This window comes from Streptomyces sp. NPDC052236 (assembly GCF_044548015.1).
Taxonomy (GTDB): domain Bacteria; phylum Actinomycetota; class Actinomycetes; order Streptomycetales; family Streptomycetaceae; genus Streptomyces.
In genome coordinates this window covers 128,538-143,354 of the sequence record NZ_JBIUBL010000012.1, presented here as the reverse complement: position 1 = coordinate 143,354, position 14,817 = coordinate 128,538, and the positions used below count along the sequence as shown (strand labels likewise).

The window sequence follows — 14,817 nt, the reverse complement described above, 5'->3', positions numbered from 1 at the left end:
CGCGCTCCGGTGCGGGCATGGCCGGGTACGTGCTCACCAGCAGGCCGGGACGCCCGGCGCATGCGCGTGCGCCCACTCCTGAAGGAGGGCCGCCGCGGCGGCGAGTGCCGGTTCGGCCCGCGTGGTGAGGAACGGTGGCAGCGGGTCAGGATTGCGCGCGCTGGAAGCCGCTGAGGTACATGTTCCGCGTGTACCACCGAAGACCAGTCGGTACGGGCGGTTGTTGTCGTAGTCCGCGGGCACCCGCAGGATGTGGTTCCGCGTCCTGCGGGTGCTCCGAATCGAGCGCGGACCCCTCACTCGACAGCGTGGGGGGCTTGCCACATCCGGTGCTCGCGGCGAGGAAGGGGGGCCTCGGCGGTGGCGGACGTCAGCGCGATGCCGCAGCCGCGGCGAGTGAGAACGTGGTGGCCACGGCGATCGGCGTGCGCCATAGGTGACGAACGTTGCCTTGTCGCATCACGTTTCTCCCCCCCTGGATGTGGCGACTCAGCGGTAGCCGGCGGCGACGATGTTGGCTTGTACCGCGATCTCGGTGGCGTCGGACGGGTATCCGGACACCATCGCGCCCTCGTAGAAGGTGCCGGCGCTGAGGTTCGCGCCGCCGCCGGGCTTGCAGCAGTCACCACCGCTGCCGAGGATGATGGCGCCCTGCTTCTTCATGGGGCTGTAGCCGGGCGGAAGCGCGCCGTCCCAGAGCGTGGTCAGGCTTCCGGTCTGGCCGTTGCCACCCTTGAGCGCGAAACGGCTCGTCCCGTTGTTCTTCAACATCGCCGTCACGAACTTGCTGGTGAAGGCCCGCTGGTTCGTGTTCCACGTCTGGCTGCCACCGGAGTAGAGCCCCCATTCGAGGTCGGCCTGGACCCATGGGCCGTTGCCGACGCATCCGCCGAACCAGCATTGGGTGCTGAAATTGATCGCGTCCATCGCCCCGGCCGCGTCGGCCGCTCGGGTCGTCTCACTGTTGCCGTAGTCGAAGCAGCAGCCGCCGTTGACATGGGTGCCGCTGGTCACCATGTACATGCCTTCGGGGGCGCTGCCGGTCGGCACGCCGGTCAGGTGGCCGTCCCGCCAGTAGCTGTTGCCGGGGTTGATATAGAGCGAGTAGGCCTTGCTGCCGCCGACCGCCAGCGACTCCGACGTCGCGATCGCCGGGCGGCTCTGGGGGGAGCCGGGAACCACACTCGATCCCTGGTACCACAGGTCGTTCCCACGGCCGGACTGGTCGTAGACGACGGTGACGACACAGGTGGTCCCCGCGCAGAACGAGTCCTGCGTCGTCGCGTCGGCGGTGCCACCCGCGCTCAGGACGCCGATGTTCCGGGTCGTACTGTCGGACGAGCGCCGGACCTGGTAGAGGTTGCCGTTGTAGGTGCCGTAGAGCGCTCGTACGGTGCTGTGGGCGGCGATGCAGGGGGTGCCGCCCGAGGCGTAGATGTCGCACGTGCCCGCGCCGCCCGGCACCGGCGGGGTCGGCGAGTTCCACTGCTGGTTGGTGCCGCTGTGGCAGGACCAGAGGGTGATCCTGGTGCCGTTGGCGGTGCCGGCGGCGTTGGCGTCGAGGCACAGTCCGGACTGGACGCCGGTGATGGTGCCGTTGGGGTTGACGTTCCACTGTTGGTTGTTCTGGCCGTTGCAGTCCCAGATGACGACGGCGGTGCCGTTGGTGGTGCCGCGTCCGCTGGCGTCGAGGCACTTGTTGCCGGAGACGGTCAGTTGTTTGCCGGCGGTGTAGGTCCAGGTCTGGCCGGCCGCGCCGGTGCAGTCCTGGAGTTGGGTCTGGGTGCCGTTGGTGGTGCCGGCGCCGGGGACGGTCAGGCAGCGGCCGGACTGCGCGCCCACGATGGGGGCGCTCTGCCCGGGCTCGATCGGTGCCGCCACCGCGGTGGCGCCGACGCCGACAAGCACCAGGGCGGTGCCCAGCGCGGACAGCCGTCCGTACCAGCGGGGCCGAAGTATCCGAAACACCATGGCGGTTCCTCACCTGTTCGTAGGGAGGGATGCCCGGCGCGCAACCGCGCCGGGCATCCCGTCCGGACGGTCTATACGGCGGTGAACCGCCACTGTTGGTTGGTGCCGCTGTGGCAGCTCCATTGCAGGAGTCGTGCGCCGTCGGCCGTCGAGCCGCCGTTGACGTCGACGCACAGTCCACTGGGGAGGCTTTTCACCGTGTACACGCCCACCGTGCTGGTCGGTGTGACGAGGAACTTCTGCGGGTTGCCGTTGTTGCAGGTGGACTGCTGCAGGAACGCGCCCTGGGCGGTGGACCCGCCTGTGACGGCGAGGCACTTGTCGCTGTGCACCGCCTTCAGGTGGACGGCGCCGCCACCGGCGTCGACGGCCTGCCACTTCTGGTTGTCGGCGCCGGTGGCCGGCCACTGGACGACCTGGGCGCCGTCAGCGGTCGAGGCGCCGTTGACGTCCACGAATTTGCCGCTGTGCTGCGCTGCGACCGTCCAGGTCCGACCGGCCACGCCGCCACCGCCGCCGCTGCCCGGTTCGCCGACCCCGTTGCCGCCGAAGGTGAGCGAGTCGAGGTCGAACCAGTTGTTCGAGGTGCCCTTGAACACCAGGTAGAGCGGGTGCGAGCCGGCGAGATCGGCAGTGTTCACCGCCGGCGTGGACTGGTAGTTGTTCCAGCCGCCGGTGCTGGGCACCGGCGTCGTGGCCAGGAGTGTGCCGGTCGGGGAGTCGGCGCGCAGTTCGATCGATCCGCCGCCGCTCGGCGACGACAGGCGGTAGCGCACGCTCGTGACGCCCGACAGGCTCATCGGTTTGAACGCGATCCAGTCGCCGTCGGAGATGTTGCCGACCCGCTTGCCGCTCTCCGCGCCGGCCTGCTCGACGATCTGCACACCCGACTGGTCCGTGTAGAACTCGGCCTGCTTGTGCTTGGGCTGGAGGATCGCTTGGGCGTAGCCAGTGAGCGGGTTCGCACCGCCGGGGCCGCCGTCGTCGGTGTAGCGGGCGTTGAGGACGTAGTACAGGTTGGCGCCGTCGGGGTGCCCGCCCAGCAGCGTCGTGTCGATGGTGCCCGAGCACCCCGGATGGTCCGTGGTCTCATGCTGGTGGTCGTCGTGGCCGAGGGCGGGGTTGACGAACACCTTGGCGCAGTCGATGGGCGCGCCGCCGGGGTCCGATACGGACACCTTGTACGGGACGCGGTCGCCGAAGTCCAGCATGCCGCCGTTGGACGGAATCGTGAGGGTGACGATCGGTGCGGTGTTGCCCACGGTGATCGGCACGTTGGCGAAGGCCGTCTTGCCGGTGTTGTCGGTGACCTTGAGCTGGGCGGTGTAGTTGCCGTTGGCGGTGTAGGTGTGTGACGGGTTGGCCGCCGTGGACGTGGTGCCGTCGCCGAACGTCCAGTGGTAGCTGAGCGTGCTGCCGGGATCCGGGTCCGTGGACCCCGCGCTGCTGAACTGCACGTTCAGTGGCGCGCCCCCATTGGTGGGCGTTCCGGTGGCTTTGGCGATCGGCGACCGTCCGCCGTGGTTGTAGTCGATGCGGTAGAGACCCGAGTCGTTGTTGCCACCGGAGAAGTTGTTGCCCCATTCGAGCAGGTACAGCGAGCCGTCGGGCCCGAACTCCATGTCCATCGGCTTGAGGAACTTGGCGGCGGGCATGAAGGGGTTGGTCCGGGTGACCGCGGTCGCGGAGTCGAAGTGGACCTCCTTGACGGTGTGGCGCGACCACTCGTAGAAGAAGTGGACCCCGTCGTAGTAGGGCGGGAACTTTGTCTCGGACGGGTTCGCGGCGTCGTAGCGGTAGACCGGTCCGCCCATCGGCCCCGAGCCGCCGGAGCCGAGTTCGGGGAAGTTCGGTGAGACGCCGTAGCCGTACCACATGTTCGGCGCGACGATCGGCTTGAGGCTGGTCAAACCGGTGTTGTTCGGCGAGTTGTTGACCGGCGCGTTGCAGTTGAACTTGGCGCCGACGACGCCGGTGCTCGGGTTGTAGGGCGCGTAGGCCTGGTTGTCGCCGTGGCAGAACGGCCAGCCGTAGTTGCCCGGGGCCTTGATGACATTGAGCTCGACGAGCCCTTCGGGGCCGCGGTTGGTCGCGGGCGGGTTCCGGTCCGGGCCGTAGTCGGCGAGGTAGACCCACCCGTTGTCCGGGTCGATCGAGAAGCGGAACGGGTTGCGGAAGCCCATCGCGTAGATCTCCGGCCGGGTCTGCGCCGTGCCCTGCGGGTAGAGGTTGCCGGCCGGGACGGTGTAGCCGCCGTCGGCCGACGGCCGGATGCGCAGGAGCTTGCCTCGCAGGTCGTTGGTGTTGCCGGCGGTGCGGGCGGCGTCGAGGTTGGCCTTGCCCGACCGCCAGTCCAGCGGGGCGTAGCCCTGCCAGTTGGAGTCGAGGTTCGGTGGGACGTCGTCCCCGGTGCCGATGTAGAGGTTCTTGTCGGGGCCGAACTCGATGTACCCGCCCGTGTGCCCGGGTTCGGCGAACGTGCGGTCCCGGGTCGCGGGGATGTCGATGATCGTCACCTGGCTCGACATGTTCAGGGTGTCGCCGGTGAGCGTAAACCGGGAGACCCGGTTGATGTCGTTCGGGACACCGGCCGGGGAGTGATACAGGTACACATAGCCGTTGTCGGCGAAGCCGGGGTCGAGCGCCAGTCCGGTGAGGCCGTCCTCGCCGCCGGTGTAGACGTTGAGCGCGCCGGCTGTCACGGTGCGGTTCGTGGTCGGTTTGAAGATCTTCAGCTGCCCGGACCGCTGGACGTAGAGCACCCGCCCGTCCGGGGCGACCGCGAGGGCCATCGGGTCTGCGGTGTTGTCGTCGAGGGTGCGCTTCTCGAAGTTGCTCCACACGGTGCCGCCGCAGTCGCCGGGCTCCTTGCCGGCGGCCCACTTGACGCCCCCGAGGACGTGGTTGCGGAAATGGGTCTCGCCGTAGGCCGCGCTGGTGTGCCCCATGGCGGTGGCCCACACGCGGCCGCCGCCGGTGTTGCGGCACCAGGAGATGGGGTGGTCCGGCCCCATGGCGCGGGAGCCCGGGTTGTACGTGCGCTCGTCCGCGGTGACCAGGACATGGACGTCGCCGCGGGGGTTGCGGTCGAAGTTGTACCACTCCTCGCTGCGGTTCCAACGGTCCGGCAGGCCGGCCGTCGACGGGTGCTTCTTGTCCGCGACGACGGCGGTGCCGGACAGCACGCCGGGGGAGTGCTCCGGCATGTGTGCGCCGCCGTTGATGGTCTGGTCCCACCACGGGTACTCGTTCTCGATGCCCATGTCGGTGGCGTTGTGGATCGCGACGATGCCCTTGCCGCCGGCGAGGTAGCCCTCCAACGCCTGACGTTGGGCCGCCGTGGTCCACACCATTCCCGAGGTCTGGAACATGATGAGCACGTCGAAGGTGGCGAGGTTCGCCGGGGTGAAAACGCTCGAGTCTTCGCTATGGACCAACTCGAAGTTGTTGGCCGCCGCCTGCTCCCGAAACATCGTGAGGCCGGCAGGGATCGAATCGTGCCGGTAGCCGGCCGTCTTCGTGAAGACCAGGGCTCGGAAGGCCGGCGCCGCTGACGCCGGTTGGGCGATGACGAGCGACAGGAGCACGCTCGCGATCGCCCCGAAGACAAATATGATGCGACGCATGCCGTCTCCTCTTTCGGCGGAGCAACGGTGGAATGACCACGGGCACGCGTCGGCCGCACCTCCGATCGGCCGGAGTGCCTGGCGCGTCGTAGGCACGCGTGTGCCGTCAACTCGTCATCCCGTCCGCCGTGACGGGCAGTCAAGTCCCTACGGAAGAGAGGGGGCGTCACACCGGATGCGACCGTCTCCCGTGGTCTGCCGGCCAGCATGCAGCGGCGTATCGCAACAGTCAATATGGCTCGGGTGCGGGCCGATTCGATAACACATTTTGCGCATCAATCTTCGTGGTTCGGCGCGCGCGACTGTCGTCGGGCCGATTCCATAACACATTTCGTGCACCAGTCATCGTGGTTCGGCACGCGACTGTGGACGGGCCGATTCGATAACAGATTTTGGCGTATCAATCGCTGTCGACTGATCACCGATCCATATGGCGCAGTTCGAACCGCGAACGTCCTCCTGTGATGTCCGATGGTATTGCCAGGCGCTCATCGAGGCATTTACCCTCGGGGCCGCACGCCATCACGTCCGGCGAAAGTTCGCGGCTATTCGACGACAGCTCGCGGGCGGGAACTGCCATTCCATGCCGGCCGTACCCGAACGATTCAGCTATCGGTGACTCAATCCTGCTGACGACGCGAATGTAGAGGGTCCCACGATGTCTGGCCTGCTGCCGTCGCCGCTGCTCGCTCTGCGAGGCATCGGCAAGTCGTTCCTCGGCGTGCGGGTGCTCGACGGCGTCGACCTCCAGGTCCGGCCGGGCGAGGTGCACGCGGTCGTCGGCGAGAACGGCGCCGGCAAGTCCACGCTCATGAAGGTGGTGTCCGGCGTCCACCAGCCCGACGAGGGAACGGTTGAGTTCGCCGGCACACCGCGGACGTTCCGCAGCCCGCGGGAGGCCCGACAGGCCGGTATCGGCATCGTCTACCAGGAGCTGACCCTGCTGCCCGAGCGCACCGTCGCGGAGAACGTCTTTCTGGGCCGCGAGCCCCTACGCCGCGGGCTCGTCGACCGCAGGGCGATGCTCAGCCACACCGCGGGGCTCCTCGCCTCCATCGGAGAGGGCTCGTTAGCGCCCGACACACGCGTGGGACGACTCGGCGTGGCGCAACAACAGGTGGTCGAGATCGTCAAGGCGCTCGCCCTCGACGCGCGGCTGCTCATCATGGACGAGCCCACTGCGGCTCTCGCCGACCACGAGGTCGACCAGCTCTACGCGCTCGTACGGCGGCTGCAGGAGCACGGGATAGGCGTGCTGTACGTCTCGCACCGCCTCAAGGAGGTCTTCGACCTGTCCGGCCGGATCACCGTGCTCAAGGACGGCCGGGCGGTGGCCACCTTGGACACCGCGGACACCAGCGCCGATCAGCTGGTGCGCCACATGGTCGGCCGCGAGCTGTCCAGCTACTACCCCGACCCGGCCAAGCCGCAGGAGTTGGGCCCGGTGCGGCTGACCGTCCGGGGCGGAGGCAACCGGAAGCTGCGCGACATCGACCTACGGCTGCGCGCCGGCGAGGTGCTCGGCGTCGGCGGCCTGCAGGGCTCCGGCCGGTCGGCGTTGGCCCGCGCACTGTTCGGCGCCGCACCGTTCGGCACCGGCCAGGTGACCGTCGACGAAGCGCCGGTCCGGCTGCGCTCGCCCCGCGCCGCGATGCGGGCAGGTATCGCCTACGTCTCCGAGGACCGCAAGGGCGAGGGGATCGTCGCCGAGCAGTCGGTGCTCGACAACGCGCTGTTGGCCGGCCGCGCCGTCCGCCCGGGCTGGGTCGACCGCGGTGCCCGGACCGCGCGGGTCCGGGAACTGCTCGCGGCCGTCGAGCTCCGCGCCGCAGGGGAGGACCAGGAGATCCGCTTCCTGTCCGGGGGCAACCAGCAGAAGGTCGTGCTGGCCAGGTGGCTCGCACTCGCCCCGAGGATCCTGCTCTTCGACGAGCCGACCCGGGGCATCGACGTGGGCGCCAAGTCGGCGATCCACGATCTCGTCCGCCGGCTGGCCCGCGACGGCGCCGCCGTGCTGATGGTCTCGTCCGAGCTGCCCGAGCTGCTCGGCATGAGCGACCGGATCATCGTCATGCGCGACGGCCGGATCGCCGGCGAGCTACCCGCCGGCGCGACAGAGGAGGATGTCGTCGCCCTGGCGGTCGGCACCGTGCGGGAGGCGGCCGGATGAGCGGCGCGCTGTCCCTGTCGGCCCGGCGGACCCCGCCCGGCGTGTTCGTCGCCCTGGTCCTCACCCTGGCGATCGGTTGGCTCATCGTCACGGTCGATGGCGGCCGACTGTTCAGCCTGCCGACGACGGTGAGTCTGCTGCACGTCGCCGCCGGTCTGGGCCTCGTCGCGGTCGGCCAGACGCTGGTCATCGTCGGGGGCTCGCTGGACCTGTCCGTGGCGTACGTGGTCAGCCTGAGCACCCTCGTCGCCGCCGAGACCATGGCCGGTGACGACGGTGCGCTGCTGCCGGCGATCAGCCTGACGCTCGCCGTCAGCAGCGCGATCGGCCTCGTCAACGGACTGCTCGTCACCACGGCGCGGATCAACCCCTTCATCGCGACCGTCGGCGTCGGACTGTTGCTGAAGGGATACCTCGACAACGGATACGACGGCCCGGCCGGCAAGACCGCACCCGCCCTGGTGCAGGGCCTGGGGTATCAGCGCATCGGCCCGGTGCCGCTGTCGTTCCTGCTGCTGCTCGCCGTCGCCGCCGCGGCCTGGTTCGTGCTGGCGCGTACCCGCTTCGGCCACCACCTGATCGCCGTGGGCGGTGACCCGGAGGTCGCCCGGCTCTCCGGCGTGCGCAACAGCCGGGTCCTCGTCACCGCCCATGTGCTGTGCGCCCTCTGCGCCGGCCTCGCCGGGGTCTACCTCGCCAGTCGGCTCGGCGCCGGCGCACCAAGGGTGGGCACCGAGGGACTGTACGACCTGGAGTCGATCGCCGCGGTGGTGCTCGGCGGCACCGCCCTGGCCGGCGGGCGCGGCGGCGTTGTCGGCACGGTCGGCGGCGTACTGCTGCTCGCGAGCATCGACGCCATCTTCAACCAGCTCGAGGTCGACGCGTTCTTCAAGCAGGTGATCCGTGGCGTGATCATCATCGCGGCGGTCGCCGTCTACGCCCGCCGGGCGATGCGAAAGGCGTCATAGCATGCAGATCGCGCGCCCACTGCGGCTCCTTGATTTCCGCTCCGGCAGTCTCGCACCGATCATCGTGATCCTGGCGGTGTTGCTGGTCCTGCTGACCGCCCGCCAACCGGACTTCCTCTCGCCGCCGTCGCTGATGTCGTTCCTCGGCCGCTCCGCGCCGATCGTCCTGCTCGCCGCCGGCCAGTACTTCGTGATCGTCTCCGGCGAGTTGGACCTGTCCGTCGGCTCTCTGGTCACCGCGCAGGTGGTCATCGCCGCCCGGCTGATCGACAGCGATCCGTCGGCCGGCTGGCCCGTCGTCGTGCTCCTGCTCGCGTTCGGCATCGCCGTCGGCCTCGTCAACGGCCTCGTCACCACGCGGCTGCGGGTGCCGTCGTTCATCACGACCCTCGGGATGTTCCTGATCCTCGTCGGTGCCGTGTACCTGTGGTCCGACGGTGCCCCGAAGGGCGGCCTCTCCGAGGAGTTCCGCCGGCTCGGCCGGTCGGGGTTCGAGGACGTGCCCGCGTTGGGACGGATACCGTACGCCCTGGTCATCCTGCTGGCGGCGGCCGCTCTGGCGCTGGTGCTGACGCGTTCGGACTTCGGCCGCACCCTGGTCGCCGTCGGCGGCAACCCGCGGACCGCCGAGCTGAGCGGCGTGCGCGTGTGGCGCGCCAAGACCATGGCGTTCGTCCTCAGCGGACTCGCCGCCACGCTCGCGGCGATCCTTATCGGCGGGTACAGCGGAGTGTCGTTCCAGGCCGGTGCCGGCCTTGAGTTCGGCGCGATCACCGCGGCGGTCCTCGGCGGTGTCGCTCTGGGCGGGGGCCGCGGTTCGGTCGTCGGCGCGATGCTGGGCGCGCTGACCCTGGAGACGCTCTTCACGCTCATGAACTTCTACGGCGTCTCCGGCGCCCTCAAACCGACCGTCCAGGGCGCGATCATTCTGTTCGCCGTGGCGGCGGCGTCCTTCCGTTTCCCGTCCAGATAAAGGGGCTTCAGTGAGGCATTCCATGACGGTGCTGGCCGTGAGCACCTTACTGGTGCTGGCCGGCTGCGCCACCGACGAGCCCACCACCGGCGCATCGAGTTCGCCCTCCGCGGGCACCGGGTCGGGCACCGGGGAGCAGTCGAAGTTCTTCGTGCGGGCCGACTACGACAAGCAACTCGCGCTCCTGGACGCCGCGCCCACCGGGCCGGCCGGCAAGCCCTGGGAGCAGGCACTCAACCCGGCGATGGTGGAGACCGCGAAGTTCACGAAGCCCGGACCGTACAAGATCTGCTTCTCCAACGCGGGGCTGAACAACCCCTGGCGCCAGGTCGGTTTCAAGACCATGCAGGCCGAGGTCGACACGCACCGCGGCCGGATCTCCAAGTTCGTCCACGTCGATGCCGAAGGCAAGGACCAGAAGCAGATCGCCGACATCAACGACCTGCTCGGCAAGGGCTGCCACGCGCTCATCGTCTCGCCGAACACCACCGCGACGCTCACCCCGGCCGTGGAGGCCGCCTGCCAGAAGGGCCTGCCGGTCATCGTCTTCGACCGCGGCGTCGACACGACCTGCCCGGTGACGTTCATCAACCCGATCGGCGGCTACGGATTCGGCCACGTCGCGGCGGAGTTCGTCACCCAGAAGATGAAGCGCGGTGGCAAGGTGCTCGCGCTGCGCATCCTGCCCGGCGTCGACGTGCTGGAGACCCGTTGGTCCGCGGCGAAGGTCGCCTTCGACAAGGCGGGCGTCGACGTCGTCGGCGTCGAGTTCACCGACGGCGACCCGGCCAGGACGAAGAAGATCGTCAACGACTACATCCAGCGGTACGGCACGATCGACGGCGTCTGGATGGACGCCGGGGCGGTCGCGGGCGCGGCGGTCGAGGCGTTCGAGGACGCCGGCAAGCCCGTGCCGCCGATCAACGGCGAGGACCAGCTCGATTTCCTGAAGCTGTGGAAGGACAAGAAGCTCACGGCGATCGCCCCGACCTACCCGACCTACCAGTGGCGCACCCCGATCATCGCCGCGCTGAAGATCCTCGACGGCGAGCAGGTGCCGAACCCGTGGAAGCTGCCACAGCCGACCATCACCCAGGACAACCTTGACGAGTACGTCGACCCCGCCATGCCGCCGCTGCACTACGCGATGTGCGGCTGCACCGACCTGCCCGGTTACCCGCGGCGCTGGAAGTAGTCCGGTGTACACCATCGGTGTCAACCCGTGGGTCTGGGCCTCGCCGGTCGACGACGAGGCCATGGCCGAGCTGGTGCCGCGGATCGCCGCGTTCGGTTTCGACGCGGTCGAGCTGCCGATCGAGCAACCCGGCGACTGGGACCCGGCCCGCACCCGGGACCTGCTGGCGGCGTACGACCTGCGCGCGGTCGGCGTCTGTGCGGTCACCTCGCCCGGACGTGACCTCGTGAATGCCCCGCCGGAGGTCGTCGCCTCCACCGTGGCGTACCTGAAGACGTGTGTGGACAGTGCGGTGGCCGTCGGCGCGCCCTGCGTCGGCGGCCCGGTCTACGCCGCGGTGGGGCGGACCTGGCGCATGTCACCGGTGGGGCGCGCGGCCTGCTACGCGGACGTCCGCCGCGCCCTGCGGCCAGTGGCCGACTACGCGGGGGAGCGGGGCGTGAGCATCGGCGTGGAGGCCCTCAACCGCTATGAGACGAGCGTCGTCAACACGGTCGAGCAGGCGGTGGAGCTGATCGACGGCCTGCCCGCGAACGTCGGTCTCATGATCGACACCTATCACATGAACATCGAGGAGGCCGACCCCTACGAGGCGCTCGTCACGGCTGGTCCGCACATCAAGCACGTCCAGGTCAGCGGCACCGACCGCGGCGCCCCGGGCGCCGACCACTTCGACTGGCCACGCTTCCTCGCCGGCCTGGCCACGACCGGCTACGGCGGCGCGGTGTGCATCGAGTCGTTCACCGCGCAGAACGAGGCGATCGCCACCGCGGCCTCGATCTGGCGGCCGCTTGCCTCGTCGCAGGACACCCTCGCCCGTGACGGGCTGTCCTACCTCCGAACCGTCCTCCGCGGACTGGAAAACGCTCCCTCGACCGGGTGAAAGGGGTCGCTTTGGTTTCCGAACGACGTCGTACTTCATGTCAATTGGCCCACGGGGAACCGCCCTACGGTCCGACCGGTCCGTGCACCGACCGCCGTGCAACTCGCCGACAGTACGGCGGTCGGCACCGAGCGAAGCGCAACGCCCACGCCCACGCCCACGCCCGTACATCGTGTCCCCTCCGCGAGTCCTCATCCCCCCACGCCGAGTAGCCCGGTCGCGCCGTCATCCCTTCCGCCCGGGAACCGCCATAAGGAGAAAGCGTGTTCACCACTCTCAGTTGGATACGAAGGCGGCTTCTGGCCGGAGCCGCCACAGTCGGTTTAACCGCGACCGCCGTGATGGCGTTCCCCGCGCCCGCATCCGCAGCTCCCCTCACTGTGCACGTCTCGCCGTCCGGCACCGGCACCGACTGTTCCAGCGCGCAGCCGTGCTCACTGACAGCCGCGCAGGCGGCGGTGCGATCGCTCAATGACGCCATGTCGGACGACATCGTGGTCCAGTTGGCCGACGGTGTGTACCGGCTGGACCGACCCTTGCGGCTGACGGCGGAGGACTCCGGCTCAGGCGGTCACACGGTCGTGTGGCAGGCCGCCCCGTCGGCGCGTCCGGTGATCACCGGCGCCCGGGCGGTCACGGGCTGGTCGGTGGCCGACGCGGCCAGGAACATCTGGCGGGCCGACGTGCCCGCCGGTCTCGACGCCCGGCAGCTCTATGTCGACGGCGCCGTCGCCACCCGGGCACGCACACAGGTGAACAGGGCCGATTTCACGGCCTCCAGCGCCGGCATGAGGTTCTCCAACGGTGCGCTGAGCTATCTGAACAACCTGGCCAACCAGAGTCGGGTCGAGGTGGAGAGCGTCAACTCCTTCACCGACCGGTACTCGCCGGTGCAGAGCATCAGTGGGAACTTCATCACGATGCAGCAGCCGGCGTGGAACAACAACAACTTCGGCTATGACACCCTCATGCGGCCACACCGGGCCGGTCCGTTCTACCTGACCAACGCGTACGAGTTCCTGGACTCGCCCGGCGAGTGGTACCTCAACCCCACGGCCCGAGCCTTGTACTACATCCCCCTGGCCGGGCAGAACATGAGCAACGTCAGCGTGGAACTGCCGACGCTGCAGTCGCTGGTGAACCTCGGGGGCACGTACAGCGAGCCGGCGCACCACATCACGTTCAGCGGGATCACCTTCACCGGTACGAGCTGGCTGGGCCCCAGCAGCAACCAGGGTTACGTAGACCAGCAGACCGGCGCGTACATCGCCGGCAACTGGAACTGGCCGAGCTTCGACTCCTGCCACAACGGCTGCACGCAGTTCGAGGCCGCCCGGCCACACTGGCTGCAGATGCCGTCCGCCGTGCAGATCTCCGCCGCCAACACCATCACCCTCAGCGACTCCCGGTTCGTCAACATGGGCCAGACGGCCATCGGTATCGGCAACGACGCCAACGCGCACGCCAGCGGCGTCGGCCTGGGCGCCGCCAACATCACGGTGACCCGGTCGGAGATCGCCCGGAGCTCAGCCGGTGGCATCCTCGTTGGCGGCGTGCGCGCCGACGCCCACCACCCCAGCGACCAGCGCATGGTCAACAGGGACATCACGATCAGCAACAACCGCATCCACGACCTCGGGGCTGACTACCGGGGCATCGTCTCTGTCCTGACCACGTACGTCACCAACAGCACCGTCGCCCAGAACGAGGTCTACAACATGCCGTACTCCGGCATGTCGATCGGGTTCGGCTGGGGCGCCAACGACGCGGGCGGCAGCAGCCACTACGCCAACCGCGGCCTGTACAACTACCAGCCGCGCTACACGACGCCGACCACCGCGTCCAACAACCGGCTCATCGGCAACTACATCCACGATGTCATGCAGCAGATGAACGACGGTGGCTGCATCTACACGCTCGGATGGAACCCGAGCGCGCAGATCAGCCGGAACTACTGCCTGCGGACCAACGGATACTTCGGGACGTACTTCGACGAGGGCTCGAAGTACTACACGGTCACCAACAATGTCTTCTCGAACACCGGTACGTGGGCGACGGCCAACTACTGGGGTGGCGAGAACATGGGGAACTGGACCGTCACCAACAACTGGTCGACCAACGGCAGCACCAACGTGACCAACGGGGACCGCGGCAACGTGGTCTCCGGCAATGCCACGGTCACCAACGGCAACTGGCCTTCCGGTGCCCAGGACGTGATGGCGTCCGCCGGACCGAAGGACACCCCACCGCCGACAACGGCTCAGCAGATCGTGGGCGCGCAGTCCGGCCGCTGCCTGACCGTCCCCGGTGCCGGCACCACCAACGGCACCCAGACCCAACTCCAGGACTGCACCGGCGCAGCCGGCCAGACCTGGACCTACACCGCCGGCAAACAACTGACCGTCTCCGGCGACAAGTGCCTCGACGCCAGCGGACGCGGCACCACCAACGGTACCCCGGTCGTCATCTGGGACTGCAACGGCCAGAACAACCAACAGTGGAACGTCAACCCCAACGGCACCATCACCGGCGTCCAGTCCGGACTGTGCCTCGACGCCAACGCCGCCGGCACCGCCAACGGCACCAGGATCACCCTCTGGTCCTGCCACAGCGGCACCAACCAGCAGTGGGCACTGCGATAGCGGAATCAACGCCTGTCCGCTCCTTCGGGGCAGGAGCGGATGCCAGCGGTGGGGCCCGAGTGGGTGCGGGCCCCACCGCGCCTCGGTGGATCTGTGGACACGTGCTGAATGCGGCACGCCGCCGCCGGCCTCTTCCGGCCCCTCTCCCTCGTCTCTCACTCGTCGCGCGAGTCCCTGGACGCAATGCCGGTGGCTCTGGCTCGTTCCGGTCGTTCAGAGGGGTGTGCCAAGGCCCGGACAGCCGAAGTCGCCGGCAGTACCAGCAGCGTCGTCGTCCACAACGCGATCGTGCTCGCGACGGCGTTCGGCCTGACCGGGGACGTCCGCTACCGCGACGGGGCCGTGCAGGCGATGGACCACCTCTTCGGCCAACGTCCTCAACCGCTCCG

Annotated in this window: 8 protein-coding genes; 6 read left to right on the top strand and 2 right to left on the bottom strand. The window is 68.9% G+C overall.

The annotated features are described in order from the left end of the window. Positions 1-489: 489 nt before the first annotated feature. Entirely contained in the window at positions 490-1,971 is a 1,482-nt protein-coding gene (locus ACIHCQ_RS21145; protein WP_399664227.1) for an arabinofuranosidase catalytic domain-containing protein, read from the bottom strand. Positions 1,972-2,042: 71 nt separating this feature from the next. Next, positions 2,043-5,597 (bottom strand): ThuA domain-containing protein, encoded by a 3,555-nt coding sequence (locus ACIHCQ_RS21140; protein WP_399664223.1) that lies wholly within the window; start codon positions 5,595-5,597, stop codon positions 2,043-2,045. Positions 5,598-6,255: 658 nt separating this feature from the next. Between ACIHCQ_RS21140 and ACIHCQ_RS21135 the strand changes: the two genes are divergently transcribed. From ACIHCQ_RS21135 to ACIHCQ_RS21110, 6 genes are all read left to right on the top strand, one after another. Further along, a complete protein-coding gene (locus tag ACIHCQ_RS21135; protein WP_399664220.1) occupies positions 6,256-7,767 on the top strand; it encodes a sugar ABC transporter ATP-binding protein in 1,512 nt (503 codons plus the stop codon). Then, the gene (locus ACIHCQ_RS21130; protein WP_399664217.1) at positions 7,764-8,735 is read left to right on the top strand and encodes an ABC transporter permease; all 972 of its coding nucleotides are present in this window, start codon (positions 7,764-7,766) and stop codon (positions 8,733-8,735) included. The genes ACIHCQ_RS21135 and ACIHCQ_RS21130 overlap by 4 nt, the downstream gene beginning before the upstream one ends. Before the next feature lies 1 nt (position 8,736). Further along, positions 8,737-9,708 (top strand): ABC transporter permease, encoded by a 972-nt coding sequence (locus ACIHCQ_RS21125; protein ID WP_399664214.1) that lies wholly within the window; start codon positions 8,737-8,739, stop codon positions 9,706-9,708. A gap of 22 nt (positions 9,709-9,730) precedes the next feature. Continuing rightward, complete coding sequence (locus tag ACIHCQ_RS21120) at positions 9,731-10,903, top strand: substrate-binding domain-containing protein (RefSeq protein ID WP_399664211.1); 1,173 nt, start codon at positions 9,731-9,733, stop codon at positions 10,901-10,903. A 4-nt stretch (positions 10,904-10,907) separates the two neighbouring features. After that, positions 10,908-11,786: a sugar phosphate isomerase/epimerase family protein gene (locus tag ACIHCQ_RS21115; RefSeq protein ID WP_399664208.1), complete on the top strand. Its 879-nt coding sequence runs from the start codon at positions 10,908-10,910 to the stop codon at positions 11,784-11,786. A gap of 341 nt (positions 11,787-12,127) precedes the next feature. Then, positions 12,128-14,428: an RICIN domain-containing protein gene (locus ACIHCQ_RS21110; protein WP_399664511.1), complete on the top strand. Its 2,301-nt coding sequence runs from the start codon at positions 12,128-12,130 to the stop codon at positions 14,426-14,428. Positions 14,429-14,817 lie beyond the last annotated feature (389 nt).

What these genes read in the sequence shown, in the direction of transcription:
- ACIHCQ_RS21130 (WP_399664217.1), top strand. Translation starts at nt 7,764, where the DNA reads ATGAGCGGCGCGCTGTCCCTGTCGGCCCGGCGGACCCCGCCCGGCGTG.
- ACIHCQ_RS21135 (WP_399664220.1), top strand. Translation starts at nt 6,256, where the DNA reads ATGTCTGGCCTGCTGCCGTCGCCGCTGCTCGCTCTGCGAGGCATCGGC.
- ACIHCQ_RS21110 (WP_399664511.1), top strand. Translation starts at nt 12,128, where the DNA reads ATGGCGTTCCCCGCGCCCGCATCCGCAGCTCCCCTCACTGTGCACGTC.
- ACIHCQ_RS21140 (WP_399664223.1), bottom strand. Translation starts at nt 5,597, where the DNA reads ATGCGTCGCATCATATTTGTCTTCGGGGCGATCGCGAGCGTGCTCCTG.
- ACIHCQ_RS21125 (WP_399664214.1), top strand. Translation starts at nt 8,737, where the DNA reads ATGCAGATCGCGCGCCCACTGCGGCTCCTTGATTTCCGCTCCGGCAGT.
- ACIHCQ_RS21120 (WP_399664211.1), top strand. Translation starts at nt 9,731, where the DNA reads ATGACGGTGCTGGCCGTGAGCACCTTACTGGTGCTGGCCGGCTGCGCC.
- ACIHCQ_RS21145 (WP_399664227.1), bottom strand. Translation starts at nt 1,971, where the DNA reads ATGGTGTTTCGGATACTTCGGCCCCGCTGGTACGGACGGCTGTCCGCG.